We start from the raw sequence: 24781 nt of genomic DNA, 5'->3' as shown, positions 1-24781 counted from the left end.
CGCATGAGGTGCGGCGTGCATCGGTGATGCGGTCATCGAAGTCAGCGCGGCTGCAAGCGAGTGCTCTGCCGCGGCTTCCGGACTACTCTGCCGGTTGCGGGACCTCACCGTTCAGATGCTCCGCCCTTTCACCCGCAAGGCTAGACTGCCCCAAAGCGATAGTCACCACCGTCGCTGCGCCGGCTGCGATCGAAACCCAGAAGCCGTTCTGCGCGCCAAAACTGTCCACGACCCAGCCCGACACGAATGCGCCGAGCGCCATCCCGATGCCGATTCCGGTCATCACCCAAGTGACGCCTTCGGTCAGCATTGAGTCCGGTACGCGGCGTTCGATCAGTCCAAAGGCCGTGATGAAGGTCGGGGAGATCGCGATGCCGCTAAGGAAGACGGCGAGCGCGAGCAGCGGTACGGATGTGCCTGCCACCAGGAGCGGCAAGGACGTGAAGGCAAGCACGCTGACGGCGATGAGCAATTGCCGGTGCAGCGGCATTTTGGGGTTGAAAGCGCCAAGGACGAGCCCGAGCACGAAGGAGCCGACTGCATACACGCCGATCACCAAACTTGCCGCACCCGGCTGCCCGAGCTCCTTGGTGATCGCCACGGCGCTTACTTCCGCCGTTGCAAAGATCGAACCGACGAATACGAGTGCCAGCGTGATGATCTGTACGGGGCGCTGACGGATCGCCGAGCCTTGCGTAGTGTGCCCCGCTACAACCCGCACTTTCGGTTCCGTTGAGCGTTGCAATATGAACGCGGCAGTTCCCAGGGCAAGGAACAGCGTGCTGATCAGCATGCCGGCTTCAGGAAAAAGCGCGACCGCCAATCCTACGGAGAGAGATGCTCCGGCGATGTAGACCAGCTCATCTGCGGCCGACTCGAATGCGAAGGCGGTGTTCAGTTCCGGCCGGTTACGGAAAAGCTCCGTCCATCGGGCGCGGACCATGGCCGGGATGCTCGGCATGCTCGCGGCGACGAATGCGGCGACGAACATCGTCCATTCAGGCCACTTCTGGTTTGCTGCCACGATAAGGGCGAGGAATGACAGGACCGAAACGATCGTGGTCGGCGTGACGACGGCCGCCTGGCCCAAACGATCGACCAGCCTGGATATCTGCGGTGAGACAAGCGCGTTGGTGAGGGCGAAAGTGGCCGACACGGCCCCTGCAAGCCAATATTCGCCATGGGTCTGAGATAGCATCGCGACGATCCCGATCGGAGCCATTGCGAGCGGCAGTCTTGCGAAAAAGCCTGCGGACGAAAACCCTTTGGCGCCGGGCGCGGCGAAGATTTCCCTGTACGGATTTGACATGCGACGCTCCTTTGAGACTTCGGACATGCTTCCCACATACGTGGCGTATGTGAAGAGGTAATTGCATACGCGACGTATGTCAATTAAAATACGCTGCGTATGAAAAAAAATATACGCGACGTATGCGAAAGGACCTCGATGGCCAAGCCACGCAAGGAAATGATCGCCGAGACCCGGGCCAAGCTGATTGCAGCGGCGCGGCGGGCATTCGGAACCGTCGGTTACGCGGAAGCTTCAATGGATGATTTCACCGCCGAGGCCGGCCTGACGCGCGGTGCGCTTTATCATCATTTTGGAGACAAGAGGGGCCTGCTTCAGGCGGTGATCCAGGAGATAGACGCCGAAATGACGGAGCGGCTGAACCGGGTGTCAGCCAAGGCCTCGACGCGATGGGAAGGTTTCGTCGAGGAGAACGTTGCCTATGTCGAGATGGCGCTCGAGCCGGAGATCCGGCGCATCATATTTCGGGACGGTCCTGCCGTCCTCGGTGATCCGTCGACATGGCCCAACGCCAATGGCTGCATTGCCGCTGTTGCGCGAACCATCGGCGCGCTCAAGGACGAGGGGGTTATTGCAAACATCGATCCGGAGGCGGGTGCTCGGCTCATCATCGCGGCGAGCAGCGGTGCTGCGCAGTGGATCGCCAATTCCGATGATCCGAAGGAAACATCCAACAGGGCGGTAGGAGGCTTCCGGACCCTACTAGAGGGTCTGCGCGCTCAAAAGGACGAATTCCGCGCGCCGTCTAAGCTCAGGCGCTAGGCGAATAACGGCAGAGAGTCGGCACATCTAAATGATGACCTGTTCTCCTAGCTCGACGACACGGTTCGCGGGCAGGTGGAAGTAGTCGGTGGGATCGATCGCCGAGTCCGCCATTGCGATGAAGAGCTTGTCCTGCCACCGAGGCAATCCCGACTGAGGGTCTGCAACCAGCTTGCGCCGTCCGAGATAGAAGGAAGTGGTCATGATCTCGAATTTGAAGCCTGCCTTCCGGCATTGCGCGAGCGCCTGCGAAACATTCTGGTCGTCCATGAAGCCGAATCTGAGCTCCAGCCTGCTGAAGCGCTCGGAGAGCTTGGTGAGCGTGTAGCGATCCTTTTCCGGCACATAAGGCACTCTGGCGGTCTTGATGGTCAGAACGACATTGTGCTCATGCAGCACGTGATTGTGCTTGATGTTGTGCAAGAGAACCGCGGGGGTCGTGTCTGGAGTTGCGGTCAGGAAGATTGCGGTTCCCGGTACGACAACGGGAGCGTGCTCTGACTTGCGCTCGACCGCGGCTATGAACTGGTTGAGCGGGATCTCGTGGCGCGCCGTCTTCTCCCGCAGGAGCCTGACTCCTTTGCGCCAGGTCCACATCAGCATCATCACGCTGCCGGCAAAGAGAATGGGCACGTAGCCGCCGTGGTGGACCTTGAAGAGGTTGGCGCCGAGAAAAATCAGTTCGAGCAGGAACAGAGGAAGCAGGAACGCAGTCGCGGTCAAGGTAGACCAGCTCCACAGATAGCGCACGAACGCGAAGGCGAGAATTGTGTCGATCAGCATGGCGCCGGTGATCGATATGCCATAGGCCGGGGCAAGGGATTCGGAACTACCGAATACGAACATCAGAACAAGCACGCCGACCAACAGAAAAGTGTTGACCAAAGGCAGGTAAATCTGTCCCGTTTGTGTTTCGGAAGTGTAGCAGATCTCGAATCTCGGCAGGAAGCCGAGGTGGATCGCTTGCCGCACGAGCGAAAACGCTCCGGTGATCACCGACTGGCTGGCGATGATCGTTGCGGCAGTGGCAAGGATCACCACCGGCAACAGGGCCCAGCTCGGGAACATCAGGAAAAATGGATCGGAGATGGCCTCGGGATGCGACAGCACCATCGCGCCCTGTCCAAGATAATTCAGAGCCAGTGCTGGAAACACAATCGCGAACCAGGCCGCCTGGATCGGCTGGCGGCCGAAGTGGCCGAGATCGGCATAAAGCGCCTCGGCTCCCGTCACCGTGAGGAAGACGGCGCCGAGCACGATGAAGCCGACGAGACCGGCATTCCACAAAAAGGTAACCGCGTGAACGGGATTGAATGCGGCAAGGATTGCCAGATCGTCGCCGATATGGGCGATGCCGGCTCCTCCCATGACCAGAAACCAGATGAGAGTGATCGGGCCGAAGAACCTCGAGACGGCTTCCGTGCCGCGAGACTGCACGGCAAACAATAGCACCATGATGGCGGCCGAGATCGGCAGGACGTAATCGTGAAAGGCCGGCGTGACGAGCTTCAGTCCCTCGACGGCCGAGAGCACGGAAAGCGCCGGCGTGATCATCGCATCGCCAATGAAAAGGGCGGCGCCCAGAATACCTGCCACGAACATGGCCGTCGTATAGCGCGGAGCTCTTTTCATGAGCAGGGCGAGCAGCGACAGCGTGCCGCCCTCGCCATCATTGTCGGCTCGAAGCAGGAAGAGGACGTATTTGCAGGTGACGATCATCGTCAGCGTCCAGATCATCAGCGAGATGAGCCCGACGACTTCTTCGCGCGCAACGCCGCCTTCCGAAAACGGGCGAAGCGCCTCACGGAAGGCGTAGAGCGGACTTGTCCCGATGTCGCCGTAGACAACGCCCACCGATCCGAGGGTGAGTACCAGGAACTGGCGCAGACTATTCGCCTGTGCCGGCGCATGGTCGAGGGAGGTGGTCATGGGTTCTCCCCGAAATGGTGGACCCTGATGGGCATACGACTGTGCTTTTCAAGTGTCAAATAGGGGCATGTAAAAGATCTCTGCAAAGAACGCCTGCAACCCGAGGAAGTTTCCGAGTTTCCTGAAGGCGGCAGGCCGCCGACACGGGGACAGCCGATTGCCGGCGTATCTTCGGCTGATCACCGGAACTCGCCCCGCGAAAGCGCGTTATGGGGGAACCGCATCCGTCGAGGTTCGCCATGAATGCCGGGGAGGAACGTAGCCGCTCGCTGTGGATGGAGCACCCGATGGACTACGACGGTCCACCACTGGCGGGTGATCTGACAACGGAAATACTGGTCATCGGTTCTGGAATCGCCGGCCTTTCATGTGCTTACGAATTGGTCCGTTCGGGCCACCAGGTAGCAGTCGTAGACCGCGGACCTGTCGGCCGCGGCATGACCGCGCGCACCAGCGCTCATCTGGCCTTCGAGCTCGACGACTATTTCGAAGAGCTGCGTTCGCTGCGCGGAGCGGATGCATGCAGGCAATATTATGAAAGCCAGTGCGCGGCGGTGGATCGCATTGAGGAGATTTGTCGCCAGGAAGCGATCGACTGCGATTTTGCGCGGATCGACGGCTATTTCGTTCCGGCGGAAGAGAAGGATGCCGAATATCTGCGCAAGGAACTGAACGCAGCCCGGACCGCAGGCTTCGCAGACGCGGAATGGGTCGACAACGGCCCGGGCACCTGGCGCTCCGGTCCGGCCCTGCGCTTTCCGCGCCAGGGTCGATTCCATCCGCTGAAGTATCTCGACGGGCTCGTCGGAAGTCTGCATCGCCGCGGTGCCGCACTCTATCCTGAAACTCCGATCGTCGGCCTGGACGAGAAGGATCATCAGGTGCGCGCCGAAACCGGCACCGGCGGTATCATCACGGCCGCCAGGGTCGTGGTGGCGACCAATTCGCCGTTTCACCTTCGTATTCCCATCCACACGAAACAGGCCCCCTACCGCACCTATGTGATCGCCGGTCCTATTGCAAAGGGCGCGGCCCCGGACGCGCTCATCTGGGACACCCTGGAGCCGGGCTATCACTATGTTCGTCTTCAGCCGGAAAGCGACGAGGACACGCTCATCATCGGCGGCGAGGATCACAAGACCGGCGAGGCGGACGACATGGATGAGCGCCTGGCCCGGCTTGAGGCCTGGGCGCGGGAGCGCTTTCCGGAGCTCGGCCCAATAAGCCACAAGTGGTCCGGGCAGGTGTTCGAACCCTCGGATTATGTGCCGTTCATTGGGAGAAGCCCGGGATACGACCAGGTCTACGTCATTACCGGAGACAGTGGAGAAGGCCTCACCACGGGAGTGGCGGGAGCACTGCTGATCCGGGACCTGATCGACGACGGTGTCAGCCCTTGGGCCGACGTCTATGACCCCGGTCGCTTGATGTTGCGCGGCGCCATCGAGTTCGCAAGGGAGAATGTGGACGCTGCGAAGCACTGGGCGGCGCGTCTTGGCGGCGGCGAGGTTGCTTCGCTCAATGACATCCGTCCCGGCGAAGGGGCCCTTGTGAAGCTCGACGGCAAAATGACTGCCGCCTTTCGAACCGAAGAGGGCGATCTCAAACTATGCAGCGCGAGCTGCACCCATATGGGCTGCGTCGTCCGCTGGAACCGCTTCGAACAGTGTTGGGATTGCCCCTGCCATGGATCCCACTTTTCCGCGGACGGCGAACCATTGCAGGGTCCTGCCTTCAAGCCGCTTTCGAAGGTCGAGCGCTGACCTGCGGACCTTGGCCGCATACGCGTCCGATCCGGGCCAATGGCACTAGGTCATTGATGATGGCCGCCTGCGTCGCGCGGTCTGGTCTCCGAATCCTCCGGCACGCCGGCGGGCGGGCGTTCTCCGCGCGCGCGACGGAATGTGCCCGGGATGCTGGCGATCAGCACGGCGAGGACGGCAGTGACGAAGATCCCGTCGAACGTCCCGGCGCCGCCGATCGAGGCGACCGGTGCTCCCAGCGCTTGCAGACTGTCGAGGTTGAGCAGATCGGCTCCGATGAGTGTGCCGAGGCTGCCGCCGATATAGGCGAGCGGAGCGGCATGTTGCCGCGACAGCAACAGGGCGACGATCCCTGTGGTAATGGCAGGAGCGAGAATGGGCAGGGCAATGCCGAGGCCGGGTACCGGCCGGGCGAGCGCGTGGCACACCGCAGCCACGGCCACCGTAGCCAGCAGGCCGCGGCCCCATAGGCTCTTTTTGGCGAGCAGATAGATGGAGATCAGGCTGGGGATCAGCGCGCCGCCGACGTTGACCGCGATCACGGTTCCCGGCCAATCGACAACCACCGGCACGACATATTGCATGCCGAAATAATCGACCACCTGTCCCGAAAGGACGGGCTGCCCCGGCAATTCCGCCAGAGGGAGATTGAGATAGCTGCCGAGCAGCGATGCGAGGAGAATGAGAAGGGCGGCGCGGGCGCTGATGCCAAGGCGGGTGTAAGCGTATTGCAAAACCCCGATCTGAATCAGCGCGACCAGCAAGACAAACAGGAGCGCCAAGGCGGAGAAGAGCGGAGCAGGAAGCGGCAGGTAGTGGAACTGGCTGAATCGCATTGATCTCTCCGCGAATTTCCTTGCGGCCGAGGGCTCGAGGAACGGAGCGCGTTCCAGAACCATCTTGAGCAGCGGCGGGGCTTGGAGCCGCCGATACAGCGGGAAGCATCGGGGCAAGCGGTCGCGAGGTCTAGTGCTATTTCAACAGCTTACGAAGATTTAATCTCTGCTGGGGTGGCCGTTCCGGCTCGTCCTAGCTTCGACGCGCCCGAATAGAGTCGTCTCTTCAGACCGTTGCGGTCGCTCCAACACCATCCTGAAGTGCCGGAACGATAAGTCGAGCCGCTGGTTGGGTTGCGCTCGGAGGTGCGTCATGAAATCTCTCAATCTCAACCTTGGCGTGGCATTACTCTTGCTGTCCTCGGTGGGGACAGGCTTCGCACAGCAGAAAAAGCTGCCCGTCGATGCCCAGGGATTCGCGCGGCAGGTAGCGATCTCCAACCTTTTCGAGTTGAAAGCCGCGGAACTGGCGCGGCAGCGGGGTAGGGGAAAGCAGGTCCTCGATTTCGCCGAGCGGATGCGGACGGATCATTCCAGAGCCGGCAAGGAGCTGGCCGAGGCTGCCCGCAAGGATGGCGTCCAACTGGCGGACACGCTCGACAAGGAGAGCGAGGAGAAGCTGGCGGCGTTGAGTGCGCTGCAAGGCGGCGACTTCGATCCGGCATACCTCTCGTCCCAGGTCACGGCCCATGAATCAGCCGTTGAACTCTTCAGGAATTACGCGGAACACGGACAGGCCGGTGCCTTGAAAGCCTTTGCCGAGGCCACTTACCCGACGATGAGGACGCATCTGATCCAGGTCCAGTCGCTGACGGGGCCTTGATCGGCGCGCGGGGCAAACGTGACGCTACAAACGGGCCTCGCTCTTAGATCACGATGATTTTAGGTCGATCCGACCGCGCACACTATCCTCATCCCGCGCTGGCGCGTTTGCTTCGTGGAGTGCGGGCTCGTAAATCCGTAAACATCAGCGAAGCCTCCACGCATGCGCCGATGAACGACGCTCTCGAGATATCGGGACTTTGCGCCCGTGATATCGCCGCCCGGCAGTCGCTGACGGCCCGTTGGTAACGACTGCCGTGGGTCGGCCACTCATGCTCGAGGAAGTCCAGCGCGTCATAGGGTCCGCAGAACCGTCGCTGAATACCGCTTTGAAGCGTCACCGCCAGGGGTGCACGCCAGGGAATCTCTTTCATCGAGACCTCCTGATTGCTCGCCGATCAAACGCGAGCAGCATTGTTTCCGTTCCCCGCCCGAATCACATTGATAGTTGCGTAGTGTGCGCCGCGCGGCGGAATTGGGGAAGCCTGATGATCGAGACGATAGTGGTATGCTCGTCGACGTACCGCGTCGAGCAAGGCTCAATTCGTCTATCCGATTGAATACGCTACGCCGCCGGCGTGCTGAAAAACCCCCGCTTGTCCTCATCTCGCCTCAGAAGGACAGATCCAGCACCTTTCCCTCGAAGAGCCGGTCGCGCGAACCTTCCAGGTGTTGCAGCATCAGGTCGCGCGCATCCTCTGCGCGCCCATCGGCGACCGCGCGGAAGATCGCTTTGTGCTCCTCATAGACCTGCTCGAGACCCGGCCGCGGGCCCATGAGGGAAAGCCCATGGAGATGCATGCCAACGGCGATATGCGCACGCAAGGCTTCAAGCGAGGCGGTGTAGTAGTGATTGTTCGACGCCTCTGCCACGGCCTTGTGAAAGAGGAAGTCCGCGTCGGTGCGGTGAAGCTGGTGGCTCGTCGCCTCACGCAGTTCGGCCAAGGCTGCTGCAATCCGGGCGATCGCCGCCTCGTCTCGCCGCTGAGCGGCGTAGTAGGCCGCGGCCGGCTCGATCGTCAGGCGGAACTCATAACAACGCTGGATGTCGGCGATCGATTTGACGGGCGAATAGGCAAGCTGGGCGGCCGCCGAAACCTGGGCGCTGACGAAGGTGCCCGCACCCTGGCGCGAATAGATGAGCCCCTGTTCGCGCAGACGGCTCAGCGCGTCGCGGACCACCGGACGGGAGACGCCGAGCATGGAGGCGAGCTCGTGTTCGCCGGGCAGGCGTGAATCGGGGGCGTAGTTGCCGGTCCGAATGCGCTCATGCAACTGATCGAAGACGCGATCGACGAGCTTCACCGATCTGCCACGCTCCGCTTTCGCTTCGGTTGCGATCTCCCGGCCCGTCTCGGCCCTGTCCGTCATGCGATTCACCATCCTTCTCATTGCCTGACTTGCAGTGTCTTCGGCCTATCCTGCAAGATCTTTATCAGAGATTGCGGATTGCCAAAGCCCCCCGACTTCACCGCGCAGCGCATTCGCTTGCCGCCCGAGCGCCCCGCCTCGAACCAAGGAATGCCAGCTTCGATCTCGCCTTTCGGCGCAAGCACGCGGGCACCCAGCGAGCGCAGGATAGCATATGCCGTGTCGCCGCCGCCCATCATCAGCATGTCGGGCTCTGTGTCGCCCGCGATGCGCGAGACGCTCGCGGCAAAGCGCTGCGCCACCCCGTCCGCCGCATCGCTCAGTTCGCCGGAGCATCTCAAGAGCATTGGCAGCATCGCAGGCCTGCCGTCAGCAGGGACTTCCCCCAATGGCGCTTCGCGATAGTCGCGGACAAGGCCGCTTGCGAGCAGCGCGTCCATCTGCGCGCCCGTGATCGGGTCGCGCGAACCGAAGGCGAACAGGGTTCGCTCGCAGGGCTCGAAAGGGCTCTTCGCAGGCCGGGTCGCCAAGCGGCGCGCAAGTGCCGAGCCGAGGCCGCGCGCACCGACGGCAATGGTTTTCGACCCGTCCAGGCTCGAGACGACGTGATCCAAATCGGCATCTGACGCCGCGTCGGCAACCCGTACCTTCGTCTCACAGCCGGCAAACAGCGGCTCTATCGGCAGCGGTTCGGCAACGCCGAAACCGACGACATGACCCGCGCGCGTGTGGCGCCCCTGGTCCGGAACGGCCGGCGCGACGAGGAGTCGGCGGCGGTTAAAGGAAGCGGCGAGCGCTTCGCTCTCCGCGGCGACATTGCCCTTGAGCCGCGAGTCGATCTTCTTGAAGACGAATTCAGGCGCGACCCGCTTAAGCAGGATTGCCGCTCTCACAACGCGCTCGGTCGCCTGAACGGGAGCAAGCGCGCGCGACAGCGTGTTGACGACGATGACGTCCGCGCCGGTCCCAATCGCCTCCTCGACGGCTTCGACGTCCAGCGCAACGGCAACGCTCAAGCCGGCATCGACGAAGGGCGCGCTTGTGTCGAGAGCGCCCGTCAAATCGTCAGCGACGATGGCGACGCGAATGGTCATGGCTCTATTCGCCGTTCACCGCATGGCAGGCCACGAGGTGCCCCGGGCGCGCCTCCTTCCAGCTCGGGACCTTGCGGCGGCAGACCTCCATGGCGATCGGGCAGCGTGTATGGAAGCGGCAGCCGGCGGGCGGGTCGAGCGGGCTTGGGACGTCGCCCTGAAGGATCTGCCGCTTACGGTCGCGCTCATGTTGCGGGTCGATCTCCGGTACGGCCGACAGCAGCGCCTTCGTGTAGGGATGGAGCGGCATCTCGAAGAGTTCATCGCGGCTGGCGAGCTCCGCCAGCCGCCCGAGATACATGACGCCGACGCGGGTCGAGATGTGGCGTACGACCGCGAGATCATGGGCGATGAAAAGATAGGTGAGGCCGTATTTCTCCTGCAGGTCGAGGAGCAGGTTGATGATCTGCGCTTGGATCGAGACGTCGAGCGCCGAGATCGCCTCGTCGCAGACGATGAACTTCGGCTGGCAGGCGAGCGCCCGCGCGATCACCACGCGCTGGCGCTGGCCTCCCGAAAGCTCGTGCGGGTAGCGCGACGCAAAGCGCGGCGGCAGCCCGACATCCGTGAGTAGTGCCGCCACCTTTCCCTCGAGCTCCGTCTTGGTGGCGAGCTTGTGGAAGAGGATCGGCTCGCCGATCGCTTCGCCGACTGTCATACGCGGATTGAGCGTCGAATAGGGGTCCTGAAAGACGATCTGCAGATCGCGTCGGAACGGCCGCATCCGCTTTTCGTCGAGCGCGGTCAGGTCCTGGCCCTTGTAGAGAACCTTGCCGGCGGTCGCCCGGTGCAGGTTCAGGATGGTGAAACCGGTCGTCGACTTGCCGCAGCCCGATTCCCCAACGAGACTCAAGGTCTCGCCCTCCTCGATATCCAGGGTGAAATCGTCGAGCGCATGCACCGTCGCTGCCCGCTCGCCGAAGGCGCCGAGACGGACATGGAAATGTTTGACCAGGTTTTCGATCTTCAGAAGAGGTTCTGCACCCATCAGGCGGCCTCCCGGGCTTTCTCGGCGGCGAAGCAGGCGGTGCGATGGCTGCCCGCGGCGGTGACGGGTTCGAGCTTCGGCACATGTGTGCGGCAGATGTCCATGGCCAGCGGACAGCGGGGCGCGAAGGGACAGCCCTGAGGCCTGCGGCCGGGCTCGGGTGGCGTTCCGCCGATTGAATTCAGCCGCGATGCCGGCTGATCGGAGAGCTTCGGGATCGAGGCGAGCAGCCCGCGCGTATAGGGGTGGCGCGGATGCGCATAGAGCTCGTCGACCGGCGCATCCTCGACGACGGTGCCGGCATAGAGCACGATGACGCGATCGACGAGCCCGGCGATCAGCGCGAGGTCATGCGTGATCCAGACCACCGACATGCCGAGCTTTTCCCGCAAGCCCTTCACGAGATCGACGATCTGCGCCTGGATCGTCACGTCGAGCGCCGTCGTCGGCTCGTCGGCGATCAACAGTTTCGGCTCGCAGGCAAGACCGATCGCGATCATCACACGCTGGCGCATGCCGCCGGAGAGCTCGTGCGGATAGGCTTCGATCCGCTGCTCGGGCCCTGGAATGCCGACGAGGCGCAGGAGCTCGACCGCCCGCCCGCGCGCTTCCTTTTTGCTCATGCCGCGATGGTAGATCAAGGGCTCGGCAAGCTGATCGCCAATCCGCATTACGGGATTGAGCGAGGTCATCGGATCCTGAAAGACGAAGCCGATGTCGCCGCCGCGGACTTTGCGCAGGTCCCGATTGGACATCTTCTGCAGGTCGCGGCCGTCGAAATGCGCCTCGCCCTTGGCGACGCGGATCTTATTGGGCAGGAGCCGCATGAGGCTCAGCATCGTCAGGCTCTTGCCGCAGCCGGACTCGCCGACCACGCCGAGCGTCTCGCCCCGGTCGACGTGAAGGTCGATGCCGTCGACGACGACTGCAGGGCCGCTGCGGGTTTCGATCTCGACCGTCAGGCCTTTGACGTCGAGCAGGCGGTTTTCCGTCTTCATGCCGGTCATTTGCTGCCTCGCGGGTTGAGAGCGTCATTGAGGCCGTCGCCGAGGAAGGAGAAGGCGACGGATGCGAGACCGAGAACGGCTGCCGGTGCCGCAAGCAGATGCGGATAGTGCTGCCAGACGCGCAGTCCGTCCGAAATCATGTTGCCCCAGCTCGGTGTCGGCGGATTGACCCCCACACCGAGGAAGGAGAAGGCGCTCTCGAGCACCATCGCCGTGCCGAGGCCGGCGCTGACGGCGACGATCAGTGGTCCGAGCGCATTCGGTATCACGTAGCGAGTGAGGATGATCCGGTTCGAAAGGCCGAGCGCCTGAGCGGCGGTGATATAGGGCCGGCTGCGGATCGACAGAACCTGGGCACGGACGAGCCGCGCATAAGGCGGCCAGGAGATCAGCGCCATGGAGCCGAAGACGAGCAGGAAGTCGATCCAGACCGTCTCGCGATAGAAAGGATTGAGCGTTTCGAGATAACGCGCCTCCATCCATTGCGCTATCGGCGTCTTCAGCGACGCGTTGATGACAACCACGAGAAGCAGGTTCGGCACCGACATGGTCACGTCGGTCAGCCACATGATCACGCGATCGAACGGGTTGCCGAAGAAGCCGGCGACCGCACCAAGCACCGTGCCGATGACAAGTGCGATGGCGGTGACCACGACGGCGACGAGAAAGGCTGTCCGCGTGCCATAGACGACGCGGCTGAAGACGTCGCGACCAAGATCGTCGGTGCCGAAGAGATGGGCAAGCGAGGGCGCCTGGTTACGCGCCTCGAGATCCTGGCCGAGAAAGTCGTAGGGCGTCAGATAGGGACCGAAGAGCGCCGTGAAGGCGAGCAGCACAATAACGCAGAGGCCGAAGATCGCGAGCCGGTTTCGTTTCAGCCGGTACCAGGCATCACGCCACAGGCTGACCGGCGGCTCCTCAGAAAGCATTGCGGGCTCGGTTTGAACGGCGGACATATCAGCGGCTCCTTCTCGTATCCGCCGCGCGCGGATCGAGCAGCGGATAGAGGATGTCGACGAGCAGGTTCGAAATCATCACCAGGAACGACCCGATGAGCGTGATCGCGAGGATCACCGGATAGTCGGAATTGGTGAGCGCTTTTACGGTGAGGCGTCCGAGGCCGGGCAGGCCGAAAACCAGCTCCACGAAGATCGCGCCGTTGACGATCGTGATCATGATGAGGCCGAGCTGGGTGACGACCGGCGTCAGGACCGGCCTCAATATATGCTTCAGCGCCACGACGATCTCGGGCACGCCCTTTGCGCGCGCGGTACGGACGAAATCTTCGGAGAGCACCTCGATGACCGCCGCGCGCGTCTGCCGGATGATAAGAGCGATCGGCTGAAACGAGAGCACGATCAAGGGCAGGAGAATGCGGATGTCGAAGACACCGCCCCAGCCATAGGGGACGTTGACGCCGGGAAGGAGGACGATCAGGCCGACCATCAGCAGCGGCCCGGCGACATAGGCCGGAATGGCCCAGAGAAAGAGCGCCGAGCCGAGGATGATGTAATCGAGGCGGCGGTTCTGGTTGAGTGCGGCGATCATGCCGAGTGGGATCGCGACGAGTGCCGTCAGGATGATCGAACAAAGCGCCAACTTAAAGGACACTGGGGCCGCTGCCTTGACCATCGCCCAGACCGAGCGCCCGGAACTCAGCGAATTGCCGAAATCCCCTTGGAGAAGGTTCCAGACGTAATAGCCGAACTGCTCGATGAAGGGCTTGTTCAGCCCCGCGCTCTCGCGGATCGCCTCGATGCGCTCGGGATTGTAGGCGACGTCGCCGGGCGCCCTCAGGAAAATCAGCTTGATCGGGTCGCCCGCTCCATAGAAGGCAAGGGCATAGACCGCCATCATCACCAGAAGAACCGACGGTACCCAGATGGCAAATCGTGTCGCGATGTAGCGCAGCATGCCGCAAATCCTCCCGCATGACGCCAGCGGGCCCCGATCAGGTCCCGAACGCCACACTCACTCGTGGCCGGTGCAAAGCGTCCGAAGGCTGCTTGAACCGGCTATTCTCAACACGGACCGCTTCGAAAAACGTCGCTTTCGATCCATGCATTCGCTCACGTGCGAGGGCGCTTTGGACCTCGCACGTGAGCAATCTTGTCGTCGGCGGCATCAGCCGATCGAAATATTCCACGGCTCTGCGACCTGCCAGTCGAGGTTCTTGTCGATGCCCTTCACCTCGGCGGTGGCCCAGCGCGACATCGCCTGAGCATACCAGGGGATGAAGGCCCAGTCGTCGCGGAAGGCCTTTTGTGCCTCCTGCGCCAGAGCAACGCGCTCAGGATCGTCGGCTGCCTTGGTGGCGGCTTGCGCGAGCAGGCTGTCGACCTTCTCGTTCTTATAGCCGCCGAGCTTGTTCTGGGCATTCGAGGAGGTCGAGGCGATCGACCCCTGCAGATAGGAGGCGGCATCGGGCACGCGCGTGCCGACGTCGTCGCGGAAAATCTGGACCGCGTTCTGGTCTGGCCCGGCATAGGCATCCTGCTGCGGCTTCATGTCGACCGCCGAGATGCCGAGGTTCTGGCGCCATTGTTCGGCGATGAACTGCGCCGCCGCCTCGATCGCCGGACCGGAAATGCCGACGAAGAGAAGCTTCGGAAGCTTCTCCGGCCCGCCATAGCTCGATTCGGCAAGCAGCTTCTTTGCGCCCTCCGGATCGTAAGGATAGGGCTCGAAGCCGGAATTGTCGGCGCCCGGTACCGAGTTCAGGATCTGGTCCGTCTTCTTGTGCGGGCCGTCCGGGAAGGATGCCTTCATGAGGCTATCGCGGTCGACCGCTCGGATCAGCGCCTCACGCACCTTCGGATCGTCCATCGGCTTGCGCGCGGTGTTGAACCAGAAGTGCTGGCTGGTGGGGATAATCGGACCGGCTGCGAACTCGGCGCCGAGATCCTGGATGATCGTCGAGGTGACGAGTTCCGTGTGCGCGTTGAACTCGCCGGACTTGATGAGCGACGTCGCCGTGACGTTGTCTTCGATCGAAGCGATCTCGATGCGGGCAAGCTTCGGCTTCGGACCGAAGAAGTTCTCGTTCGGCTCGAATGTCAGGGTGCCGGCGTCGAGGTCGATCGCCGTCAGCTTGAACGGCCCGGAATAGACCGCGCCGCTGTCCGGCATATACCAATCCTGGATCTCCTCGCCGTCCTCGCCGCGCGACTGCGACGCCTTGGTGATCGGGGCGATGTGGTTGGCAAGGCGCATGAAGAAGATCGGATCGGCTTCGCTGAGCGTCACGACGACAGTGCCTTCGTCCGGCGTCGCCACGCCTGAAAGCTCGTTGGCGCTGCCGCTGCTGACATCCGCGTAGCCCGCAACCTTGCTCAGGACCTGGTCGGCGCGCTGGTTCTTGGTGTTCGGCATCGCCGAGACGTTCCATGAACCCTTGACGTCCTCGGCCGTGATCTTGCTGCCGTCGGAAAAGGTCGCCTTGGGGTCGATCTTGAAGGTCCAGACCTTGTTGCCCTCGGAAGGTTCCCAACTGGCAAAGACATAAGGATGAATCTTGCCTTCGCTGTCGAAATACATCGGCGAGGCCCACCAGGCTGAATTCCACCGGTAGGGCACGCCGCCCCCGCGCAGCGGCGACCAATCCTGATTGAAGGCCGGATTGGCGACTTTTAGCACCTGGCCTTCCTGAGCCATGACGATGCGTGCATTCATGCCCGCGATCGTGAGCGCTACGGTGGCGCCCAATCCGAGCTTCAGCGCCTCTCGCCGCGAAATGGCGGCAACGTCGAGATCATTCCGTTTGGTCATTTCTTCCTCCCGTGCGTGAAATCGAGCGCCTCCGCTCTCCCCCGGATAGCGGCGCTCTGATTGGCCTTAGACTTCACCTATATTGTAAATATGTCAACGAAAAATGCGGAGAAACGGCGCGTTGGGATTTTCGTCGAGACAAGAATGTATATATATCAACATATTAGCTGACGACTAAATTTTCGATCCGGATTTCCATATTGACAACAAGCTCGATGTTGAAGACAAAAGTGGAGGGCGGAGCACTCGCGAGCCGAGGCAAATGGCAGTCGAAGCCGCCAGCCGGTGATCTTGTAAAAAGATCTTGCCGAGAGCCGTCGGAGGAGAGGCACATGAAGATGAAACATGCGGTGGCCGGCGTCTATTCAGCGGCGGCGACGCCGCTCAAACAGAATGGCGAGCCCGATCTCGCGCTCTTCGCGGATCATTGCCGGCGGCTCATCGACAATGGATGTCATGGGATCGCCCTGCTCGGCACGACGGGCGAGGCCAATTCGTTTTCCCAGGACGAGCGCAGGTCCATTCTGGAAAGCGCTCTTGCTGCGGGCATTGCGCCCGACCGGCTCATGCCCGGAACGGGCGTTGCGGCAATACCGGAAACGATCGCACTGACGAAGCATGCGCTTTCACGCGGGGTGAACCGGGTCGTGATGCTGCCGCCCTTCTACTATAAGGGCGTGAGCGATGAGGGGCTCTTCGCCGCCTATTCGCAAATCATTGAAACGATCGGCGACAGCCAGCTGAAGGTGGTCCTCTATCACATTCCCCAAGTCTCCGGCATTCCGCTTTCGATTCCGCTCGTCAAGCGGCTCGCCGCTACTTTCCCCGACACCGTCGTCGGCATCAAGGATTCCGCCGGCGATTTCGCCAACATGCAGGCTCTGGTCGCCGAACTGCCGGGTTTCTCGGTACTTGCCGGTGCCGATCCGCTGCTGCTGCCGCTCCTTAAAGCGGGCGGTGCAGGTTGCATCACCGCCACATCCAACCTCATTGCGGACTCGCTCAGATTCATTTTCGATCATGTGTCCGACACGGCCAGGACGGCAGAGGTGGAAGCGGCGCAGGCGCGCATCAATGCCTACCGGACGCTGTCGAACGCCTATGTCCAAATCCCGACGATCAAGGCGATGCTCGGCTTGAGACACGGCGAGAATGCTTGGTTCCGGACGCGGCCGCCGCTGATGCCGCTGAGCGCGAGCGAGCGCGCGGACCTCGCGGTTAAATTTGCAGCTTTGGCGTGAGGGAGGATCGGATGGCGTATTCCGCTCTGGAGCCGCATGAGGTCCCGCCCCGGATGACGGGGGAGGTGGCGGCAATCCCCGGGGAGCCCGGCCGGTACGAGTCTTTTCTTCCCTCGCCCTCGGTGCAAAACCATGCAGCAAATCTCGCCTTTCTTCCCGACGGCGCCTTGAGCTGCGTCTGGTTCGGCGGAACGATGGAAGGAATGGGCGACATCTCCGTTTACATGTCGCGACTGGAGGCCGGCGCAAACCGTTGGTCCGAGCCGGAAAAGATGTCAGACGATCGGGAAAAGTCAGAGCAAAATCCGCTCATCTTTACGGCACCCGACGGGCGCGTGTGGCTGCTCTTCACCTCACAAACCTCCGGCAACCAGGACGGGGCCGTGGTCAAACGCCGGATATCCGCCGACGGCGGCAAGTCCTTCGGCCCGGCGGACGTGCTTTGCGACATTCCCGGAACTTTCGTGCGCCAGCCGGTCGTCGTGAATGGCGCCGGCAACTGGCTGTTGCCGGTCTTCCGCTGCATGAGCCAGCCCGGGCGGCGCTGGACCGGCGACGTCGACCGCGCGGCCGTCCTGATTTCGCGCGACGAAGGCAAGAGCTGGACGATAGAGGAGGTTCCGGACAGTATAGGTGCGGTGCACATGAACATCGTGCCGACCGGTGGTGACGCCATGGTTGCCTTCTATCGCAACCGTTTCGCGACCAATATTCTCAGCAGTCGCTCGCAGAATGGCGGGCTCCACTGGACGCCGCCCGAGCCCGTGGATCTGCCCAACAACAACTCCTCGATCCAGGCGGTGCGCATGAAAAACGGCGCGATCGCAATGGTTTACAACCACAGCAATGCTTCCATGTCGGACGCGCGCCGCCACTCGCTCTATGACGAGATCGAGGGCGAAGGCGGGGAGGCTAGCGGCACCTCAGGCGAGGCGATCGCCTCCGCTCGTCCGGCCGTCTGGGGCGTTCCCCGGGCGCCGCTCAGCCTCGCGCTTTCGACGGATAACGGGCGGTCTTTCCCGCGCCGTATCGATCTCGACACCGGCGACGGCTTCTGCCTCAGCAACAATTCCAAGGACTCGCTCAACCGCGAATTCTCCTATCCGTCGATCGTCGAGGACGGCGAGGGCAGGCTGCACATCGCCTACACCTATTTCCGTCGGGCGATCAAATATGTCCGGCTGGAGCCGGATTTCTTCGAAGCGACAAGGTGAACTTGCGGGTAACCGACCCACCTTCCACTGAAGATGACAACTCTTTCGTTCGAGGTCGCGCGATCCGGCGGTTGCAAGACGCGGCATGCGTAACCGCGTGCCGACCCGTGCTGGCAGCCGCGAACTTACAATTAATTTCAGACAGATATGCTTGGGTTACGAGGTGCTGCGGCCTGTCGTCGAGGATCATGAAACGGCAGGGGCGGGACAGAAAATCGCGAGATGCACTTGCTATTTGATGACATCGGAGATAACAACTTTACATCTTAGTGATTGCCGTTGCCGCTGTCACGCTCAGGGAGGATCGATCGGATGAACAATCTGGAAGCGCCCATTTCCATGGTGAGGCCGAGCCTGATCGAATTCGGCATCGGCGTGGCGGCGAGGCTGGGGGCATGGGCGAAGAGCAAGGGATATCGGCGTGCTCTCGTCATCTCGGACGCCTTCAATGCGTCGCGTATCGAGGCTCTCGGGCTCGCCGGTGAGATCACCGTCTACGGTGAAGTCAAGGCCGAGCCGGATACGGGCGATCTCGATCGCGTCCTTGCCGCGGCAGACGGTGCGAACGCCGATCTCATCGTCGGTTTCGGCGGCGGCAGTGCCATGGACCTCGCCAAGCTCGCGGCGGTCCTGTCAGGATCATCCCAACGGCTCGTCGACGTCGTCGGCGCCGGCAAGGTCGCCGGGCCGCGCAAGTCCGCGCTTGCCCAAGTGCCGACCACTTCCGGGACGGGCAGCGAAGCCGGCATCCGTGCGCTCGTCACCGACCCGACGACAAAGGCCAAGCTGGCGGTCGAAAGCATCCATATGCTTGCCGACATCGCCGTCATCGATCCGGCCTTGACCTTTACCGTTCCGCCGAAGGTGACTGCGGCGACCGGCGTTGATGCCCTGGCGCATTGCGTCGAGGCCTTCACCAATCGCAAATCACATCCCGCAGCCGACATCTATGCCATCGAAGGCGCGCGGCTCGTCGGGCGCTATCTCGCGCGGGCCGTGCGCGATGGCAGCGATGCGGAGGCGCGCGCCGGGCTCTCGCTCGCCTCGCTCTATGGCGGCTATTGCCTCGGACCTGTCAACACCGCCGGCGGCCACGCCCTTGCCTATCCGCTCGGCACCCGCTGGCACGTGGCGCATGGCGCGGCCAATGCGCTGATCTTCCCGCATGTGCTCGCTTTCAATACGCCTGCGGTGCCTGAGAAGACGAAAGCGGTCCTCGATGCGCTGAACCTGCCCGTCACCGACAAAGTCGGGTCCGTGTTCGAGGGGGCTCATGCCTTCTGTGCGGCGCTCGGCATCGAGATGAAGCTGTCGGAGCTCGGCGTCCCGGCGGATGATCTCGGCACGATGGCCGACGATGCCTTTGCCATCAGACGCCTGCTCGACAACAATCCGCGCGACCTCTCGCGCGCCGACATTCTCGCGATCTACGAGGCGGCTTACTGATGCATGCCGTCCGGTGTGCGCACGGCTTCGGACACGCGCGGCACCGACGAGCGTTCCTTGAGGGAGAGAAAAAATGGGCAAGGAGACCCGCGTCGCAATCACGCTCGGCGATCCCGCCGGCGTCGGGCCGGAAGTCATCGTCAAGGCGCTCGCGACGCTCCCGCACAAGGAGCGCGCGAATTTCACCGTGATCGGCAATATCGAGGCGCTTGAGCGCGCCAAGCAAGCGACCGGGGTTTCCCTGGGCCTTGCGACGAGCAGGATGGATGGCGCCATTCTGGTCGAGGAGGTGCCTCTCGACGCGGCTTTGCCGGAGATCGGCAGGGTGAGTGCCGCGGCCGGCGAAGCTTCGGTCCGCTATATTCGCCGCGCTGTCGAGATGGCGTTGGCGGGGGAGGCCGACTGCATCGTCACCGCGCCGATCAACAAGGAGGCGATGAACCTCGCCGGTCATCATTTCGACGGTCATACCGGGCTTTTGGCGCACCTGACCGGATCCAAGAGCTCCTTCATGCTGCTTGCCTCCGAGCGGCTCAACACCATCCACGTCTCGACGCATGTGTCGCTCCGCGGCGCCATCGAGCGGGCGACGGTCGAGCGGGTATTGGCGACGATCGAGGCTGGCCACAGTCATTTCATGCGGCTCGGCCGGAAGCCACGCATTGCGGTCGCCGGCCTCAATCCGCATTGCGGCGAGAACGGCCTCTTCGGTGACGAGGACACGCGCTTCCTGGCGCCCGCCGTCGAGCTCGCAAAGGCCAAGGGCATCGATGTTTCCGGCCCGATTTCTGCCGACACTGTCTATGCGCGCGCCTACAACGGCGCCTTCGATCTCGTCGTCGCGCAATATCACGACCAAGGCCATATCCCAATCAAGCTCGTCGCCTTCGACACGGCGGTGAACGTGTCGCTCGGATTGCCGATCGATCGCGTCTCGGTTGACCACGGAACGGCCTTCGACATCGCCGGAACCGGCAAGGCCAACCACGTCAATATGCTGTCAGCGATCGCCTACGCACGTCTGGTTGCTGCCTCGCCGAGGCGGCCGCAATAGTTAGCCTGGCGACCAAGGCCAAGCAGGGCGCCGCGGAGGCCTCGCTTCCGATGACCAGCCCGTGGCGCGGCTGGTCAAAATCGGATCGAGTCGCTCCGCTGTCACGCCGTCTCCACCAAACGATCATGTCCAGCGTGCGCTGCCCGTCTCCTTCGCATCCGCAAGCTGCCATTCAGACGAAGAAGAAGCTTGCGGCCGTGAGATTGGCGGCCTGAACGCCAGTCAGAGTGATCTGGTCGACCGTGCCGTTCAGATGCACGACCGCGTTGCCATTTGCGTCATCGCTGATGTTGGCTTGCAGTTCCGCGAAGCTGGCATAGCCGTAGCCACCGTCGATCAGGATGATGTCCACCCCGAGCTCGAAGAAGTGGATTGTGTCTTGCCCGCTGTGTGGCTCGAACAGAAACTGGTCGGCGGTGCCCTGAAAGAAAGAGAAATCGATCTCATCACCGTACAGGTGGTCGTTACCGCTCCCACCGATCAGGAGGTCAGTGCCGGCCCAGGCGAGCCCCACCGACTCGGCATCGCCGACGAGGATGTCGTCTCCCGCGCCGCCGTCGAGCCGGTCGTCGCCGGCGGAGGCGTGGTCGTACATGAATAAGCCCTCACCGTAGAGGATGTCGTTTCCCGCGCCGCCGTTGAGCTGGTCGTTGCCGCCCTGGGCGCTTTCGGCCAAGCCACCGAAGTCGTCGCCGTAAAGAGCGTCGTTTCCTGCGCCGCCGTCGAGCCGGTCGTCGCCGCCTATGCCGCCGAAGGGGTAGATGCCGCCCTCACCGACAAGGAAATCGTCACCCGAGCCGCCCTCGAGCCAGTCATCGCCGCCCAAGCTTATGCCGGATGTGTCGGCATCACCAAGAAGGGTGTCATTTCCCGCGCCACCCTCGAGATGATCGTTGCCCCCGGTGGCGCCAAATAAGGGGAACTGGGACACCTGAGCGCCATCACCGAGAAGTTTATCGTCTCCTGAGCCGCCGACGAGATGGTCGTCGCCACCCACGGTATTTGGGCCCATGACCTCTGCATCGCCGTAGAGCGTGTCGTTCCCTTCACCACCGAAGAGTTGATCGTCACCCCCGTGGGCGAGGTCGGACATGATTTTGGCATCGCCGTAGAGCGTGTCATCCCCCTTGCCGCCCGCGAGCCAGTCGTTGCCGCCTCGGCCCTCACCGCTGATCTCCCAGGCGTCACCAAAGAGCCAGTCGTCGCCGCCGAGGCCGATGAGCCAGTCGTTGCCGCCCCGGCCCGTACCGCCGATCTCCCAAGCATCGCCAAAGAGCCAGTCGTCGCCGCCGAGACCGATGAGCCAGTCCTTGCCGCCACTGCCGGCGGTCAGCGGCCCGCCGATCTCACGCACGCCAAGGGTGTTACCAGTCGTATAGGGATCACCGAAGATGAAGTCACCGTCGAACGTCCCGGTGATGAAGTTATTGATGCCACGATAAGGCGGGATTCCACCGATCAGGCTTGCCATGAATCTTCTCCCTCGTGTTTGGCGCTCTTTTGCTTTTGAACTGTCCTGTTGCGATGATCCGCTTCCGGGACGCCGCGATCAGGCAATTACGCAAGCGACAGCGACAAGATTATATTCCGCCCACCCTTGTCGAACCGCAGCTTGCACCCGTCTGAGTTAAAGTTCGCATTCGACCCACCCTTTGATTGCGGGCGAAGAGCACGCTAAAGTAGTTGATGGATAGTATCAAATCGCCCCTTAGATGTACGCCTTTCGGGTTAGGGCTTGGGGGGTCGTCTCATGTGCGTTGGCCTATTGAGGAAGCGAAACCGCGACCTTACTCAATTTCAGCTTGTGATATTCTAAGACGTTCGTAGACGCGGGTGGGGTGGCTCCACGCAATGGCAGCGCGACGGGATGATATTCAGGGCCTGCGGGCGATCGGCATAATGCTGGTCGCGGTGTATCACATATGGATCGGCCGGGTCTCAGGAGGCGTCGATGTGTTCTTCATCGTATCCGGCTATCTGGTCACTGGGTCGCTCGCGCGCCAGGCGGAAGCTGGGCATGCCGTCGACCTTGTTCTCGTCGCCACGAGGTTGGCTCGCCGGCTTCTACCTGCTTCCTTATCGGTGATCGCAGTTATCGCTCTTTCGGCGCCGTTCTGGCTGCCGAGGATGCGATGGGAGACCGTTATCGATCAGCTCGCCGCAAGCTCTGCTTACGTTGAAAACTGGTACTTGGCGAACGCGGCGATCGACTACCTCGCACGAGATCAAGTCGGAAGCCCGCTCCAGCATTACTGGGCACTCTCCGCGCAGGTTCAGTCGCTGCTGATCCTGGCTGCTGGACTCGCCGTGTTCACTTTCATCAGGCGGCGACCATCGCGGGTCAGCCTATTGGCGTTTCTTACGGGAACCTTCGCGCTGTCGCTCGCCTATTCGGTTTACGCGACGTCGCGAAATCAGGCTTTCGCGTATTACGATACTTTTGCACGAATCTGGGAATTCGCGCTCGGTGGCGTCGTCGCACTGCTGCTCCCCAATATCAAACTCACGTCAATACAACGCACCATCGGCGGGTGGATTGGTCTAGTGGCTATTTTGAGCTGCGGCATTCTGCTCGAAGTCTCGACAGTTTTCCCTGGTTACGCAGCGCTCTGGCCGACGCTGGCTGCGGCAGCAATTCTCGTTTGCGGCGATGGTCCGCCTTTGCGATTTGGTGTTGCCAGATTGCTCGGCGCGCGCCCTCTGAAATGGCTGGGGAACATCTCCTACAGTTTGTATCTCTGGCACTGGCCGATCCTGGTCTTGTATCTGACCCTCTCCTATCAGACATCGGCGGGAATCATTGGAGGTACGGGCGTTTTGCTCGTCTCAATCCTTCTGTCGCATGTTACCACGCAGCTTATCGAGCCACGTTTTTCGGCACGGAAGGATCGCCCGTTGCCGACGGCGATCGCCGCGACCGGCACCCTCGCCGCGATCGCCACTGGTCTGTTGATCTGGAACGGTCAGGTTAGTCGCATGATGAACGAGGAGCGGCTGCGGGTCGCTGACGCCGCGCATTATCCCGGTGCAGCGGCCATCAACGAACCGTTCCCGTTATCGAGTGAGATCCCCGTCCACCCCGGCCCGCTGACCGCAAGGTGGGATGATGCAGATGTGTATCGCCTGGGTTGCCATCAGACTTTGCTGGGGACCTCCTTGCTTAGCTGCGTTTTCGGTCCGGCAGATGCGCCCCATGTGCTGGCGCTCGTAGGCGGTTCACACACTGTGCATTGGCTACCGGCCCTCCAGCGCGTCTTCTCCCGGTATCCCGGCTGGAAGATCGTTACCTACACAAAGAGCAGTTGCGTATTGAGCTCGCAGGAATTGTCGGAGCCACCGGAGTATCGCCAAGCCTGTGCGAAATGGCAGGAGCAATTGATGAAACGACTCCTGTCGGAAAAGCCGGATCTGGTTTTTACGACTTCGACACGTGTGGTGGACGGGATCGAAGATACGCCGGCTGGCTATCGCCAACAATGGCAGAGGCTCACCCGGGCGGGAATCCAGGTGGTGGCGATGCGCGACACGCCCTGGTTCGGCTTCGATGTACCGGAGTGCGTCGAAATCAATGGACGCTTCTCACCAAAATGCGTCGTGAAGCGTGATTTGGTGCTGTCGCGCACCAGTCCGACCTCGGCACTCCCTCCTGCGGAAAATTTGCACTTTCTGGATTTCACGGATTTCTTCTGCACCTCCGAAGCCTGCCCGCCGGTCATCGGCAATGTGCTGGTCTACTACGACAAGCATCACGTGACAGCGACTTATATGCGCACATTGAGCGACGAACTTGGCCGCCAACTCGCTCCGATTATCCGCGATGCGGGAGACAGGTGATGGGTGAAGAACTCAGCTTCACTATTGACCTGATAATGATGGGGACGCTGCGGATCGCGCTTGGCAGCGGCGCAAGCGCGGAGTTGCGGCAGCCGCTCGGCGTCGCCGTCGTCGGCGGCCTGCTCGTTTCGCAGCCGCTGACGCTTCTCGTCACACCGGTGATCTATCTCTACATGGAGAAGCTCGCCGAGGGCGTCAAACGGTTGTTCAGCCCTCGGGTCGAGGCCGTCCGCCCTGCGACGCGGTAAACCACGAATGAGCGACTACTCACGAGGTTTTCTCAAGTAGGGCTGAAGCAAATCAGGTGCGGCTGGCCGGACCGGGTAGCGGCCATCTCTGAGCC

20 protein-coding genes and 1 pseudogene are annotated in these 24781 nt (G+C 62.1%); 9 read left to right on the top strand and 12 right to left on the bottom strand.

Features of this window, described 5'->3' with window-relative positions; genetic code table 11:
• Positions 1-82: 82 nt before the first annotated feature.
• Positions 83-1309 carry an MFS transporter gene (locus M728_RS22000; RefSeq protein ID WP_026621121.1) on the bottom strand — a complete coding sequence of 409 codons (1227 nt, stop codon included), beginning with the start codon at positions 1307-1309 and terminating at the stop codon, positions 83-85.
• A 138-nt stretch (positions 1310-1447) separates the two neighbouring features.
• Here M728_RS22000 and M728_RS21995 point away from each other — a divergent pair, with 138 nt between their 5' ends.
• Positions 1448-2071 carry a TetR/AcrR family transcriptional regulator gene (locus M728_RS21995; RefSeq protein ID WP_026621122.1) on the top strand — a complete coding sequence of 208 codons (624 nt, stop codon included), beginning with the start codon at positions 1448-1450 and terminating at the stop codon, positions 2069-2071.
• Between the two features lie 27 nt (positions 2072-2098).
• On the opposite strand, the gene M728_RS21990 is transcribed toward M728_RS21995, so the two are convergent.
• Positions 2099-4000, bottom strand: a complete 1902-nt coding sequence (locus tag M728_RS21990) for a potassium transporter Kup (RefSeq protein WP_026621123.1) — start codon at positions 3998-4000, stop codon at positions 2099-2101.
• A 239-nt stretch (positions 4001-4239) separates the two neighbouring features.
• On the opposite strand from M728_RS21990, the gene M728_RS21985 reads away from it, so the two are divergent.
• Positions 4240-5763 carry an FAD-dependent oxidoreductase gene (locus M728_RS21985; RefSeq protein ID WP_026621124.1) on the top strand — a complete coding sequence of 508 codons (1524 nt, stop codon included), beginning with the start codon at positions 4240-4242 and terminating at the stop codon, positions 5761-5763.
• A gap of 50 nt (positions 5764-5813) precedes the next feature.
• Here the strand turns inward: M728_RS21985 and M728_RS21980 are convergent, their stop codons facing one another.
• Positions 5814-6599, bottom strand: coding sequence for a DUF1614 domain-containing protein (locus M728_RS21980; protein WP_051440908.1), 786 nt, complete (start codon positions 6597-6599; stop codon positions 5814-5816).
• A 313-nt stretch (positions 6600-6912) separates the two neighbouring features.
• Between M728_RS21980 and M728_RS21975 the strand changes: the two genes are divergently transcribed.
• A complete protein-coding gene (locus M728_RS21975; protein WP_026621125.1) occupies positions 6913-7422 on the top strand; it encodes a DUF4142 domain-containing protein in 510 nt (169 codons plus the stop codon).
• A gap of 88 nt (positions 7423-7510) precedes the next feature.
• On the opposite strand, the gene M728_RS21970 is transcribed toward M728_RS21975, so the two are convergent.
• From M728_RS21970 to M728_RS21935, 8 genes are all read right to left on the bottom strand, one after another.
• Positions 7511-7795 (bottom strand): DUF982 domain-containing protein, encoded by a 285-nt coding sequence (locus tag M728_RS21970; RefSeq protein WP_026614866.1) that lies wholly within the window; start codon positions 7793-7795, stop codon positions 7511-7513.
• A 238-nt stretch (positions 7796-8033) separates the two neighbouring features.
• Positions 8034-8792, bottom strand: a complete 759-nt coding sequence (locus M728_RS21965; protein WP_026621126.1) for a FadR/GntR family transcriptional regulator — start codon at positions 8790-8792, stop codon at positions 8034-8036.
• A 17-nt stretch (positions 8793-8809) separates the two neighbouring features.
• Positions 8810-9886 carry a four-carbon acid sugar kinase family protein gene (locus tag M728_RS21960; RefSeq protein WP_026621127.1) on the bottom strand — a complete coding sequence of 359 codons (1077 nt, stop codon included), beginning with the start codon at positions 9884-9886 and terminating at the stop codon, positions 8810-8812.
• A gap of 4 nt (positions 9887-9890) precedes the next feature.
• On the bottom strand, positions 9891-10874 hold the full coding sequence (locus tag M728_RS21955; protein ID WP_026621128.1) for an ABC transporter ATP-binding protein: 984 nt from the start codon (positions 10872-10874) through the stop codon (positions 9891-9893).
• Positions 10874-11881, bottom strand: a complete 1008-nt coding sequence (locus tag M728_RS21950; protein WP_026621129.1) for an ABC transporter ATP-binding protein — start codon at positions 11879-11881, stop codon at positions 10874-10876. The genes M728_RS21955 and M728_RS21950 overlap by 1 nt, the downstream gene beginning before the upstream one ends.
• On the bottom strand, positions 11878-12837 hold the full coding sequence (locus M728_RS21945) for an ABC transporter permease (RefSeq protein WP_026621130.1): 960 nt from the start codon (positions 12835-12837) through the stop codon (positions 11878-11880). The genes M728_RS21950 and M728_RS21945 overlap by 4 nt, the downstream gene beginning before the upstream one ends.
• A 1-nt stretch (position 12838) precedes the next feature.
• Entirely contained in the window at positions 12839-13795 is a 957-nt protein-coding gene (locus M728_RS21940) for an ABC transporter permease (protein WP_026621131.1), read from the bottom strand.
• A 210-nt stretch (positions 13796-14005) separates the two neighbouring features.
• On the bottom strand, positions 14006-15649 hold the full coding sequence (locus M728_RS21935; RefSeq protein WP_026621132.1) for an ABC transporter substrate-binding protein: 1644 nt from the start codon (positions 15647-15649) through the stop codon (positions 14006-14008).
• 332 nt (positions 15650-15981) lie between these two features.
• Here M728_RS21935 and M728_RS21930 point away from each other — a divergent pair, with 332 nt between their 5' ends.
• The 4 genes from M728_RS21930 (at position 15982) to pdxA (ending at position 20604) form a co-directional block, all read left to right on the top strand.
• Complete coding sequence (locus tag M728_RS21930) at positions 15982-16890, top strand: dihydrodipicolinate synthase family protein (RefSeq protein ID WP_084044530.1); 909 nt, start codon at positions 15982-15984, stop codon at positions 16888-16890.
• 11 nt (positions 16891-16901) lie between these two features.
• Positions 16902-18104 carry an exo-alpha-sialidase gene (locus M728_RS21925; RefSeq protein ID WP_026621134.1) on the top strand — a complete coding sequence of 401 codons (1203 nt, stop codon included), beginning with the start codon at positions 16902-16904 and terminating at the stop codon, positions 18102-18104.
• A gap of 312 nt (positions 18105-18416) precedes the next feature.
• Positions 18417-19550 carry an iron-containing alcohol dehydrogenase gene (locus M728_RS21920; protein WP_026621135.1) on the top strand — a complete coding sequence of 378 codons (1134 nt, stop codon included), beginning with the start codon at positions 18417-18419 and terminating at the stop codon, positions 19548-19550.
• 73 nt (positions 19551-19623) lie between these two features.
• Positions 19624-20604: a 4-hydroxythreonine-4-phosphate dehydrogenase PdxA gene (gene pdxA, locus M728_RS21915; protein ID WP_026621136.1), complete on the top strand. Its 981-nt coding sequence runs from the start codon at positions 19624-19626 to the stop codon at positions 20602-20604.
• Positions 20605-20776: 172 nt separating this feature from the next.
• Here pdxA and M728_RS21910 read toward each other — a convergent pair whose 3' ends face one another.
• Positions 20777-22075 (bottom strand): calcium-binding protein, encoded by a 1299-nt coding sequence (locus M728_RS21910; RefSeq protein ID WP_034883727.1) that lies wholly within the window; start codon positions 22073-22075, stop codon positions 20777-20779.
• 380 nt (positions 22076-22455) lie between these two features.
• On the opposite strand from M728_RS21910, the gene M728_RS21905 reads away from it, so the two are divergent.
• Both M728_RS21905 and M728_RS21900 read left to right on the top strand, forming a co-directional pair.
• Positions 22456-24438, top strand: coding sequence for an acyltransferase family protein (locus tag M728_RS21905; protein WP_034883729.1), 1983 nt, complete (start codon positions 22456-22458; stop codon positions 24436-24438).
• Positions 24439-24473: 35 nt separating this feature from the next.
• Positions 24474-24686, top strand: a pseudogene (locus M728_RS21900) (efflux RND transporter permease subunit); the annotation flags it as partial.
• Positions 24687-24781: the final 95 nt, after the last annotated feature.

It is taken from the genome of Ensifer sp. WSM1721, assembly GCF_000513895.2.
Lineage (GTDB): Bacteria > Pseudomonadota > Alphaproteobacteria > Rhizobiales > Rhizobiaceae > Sinorhizobium.
The sequence above is the reverse complement of the archived record's forward strand: the minus strand, read 5'-3'. Positions and strand labels throughout refer to the sequence as shown.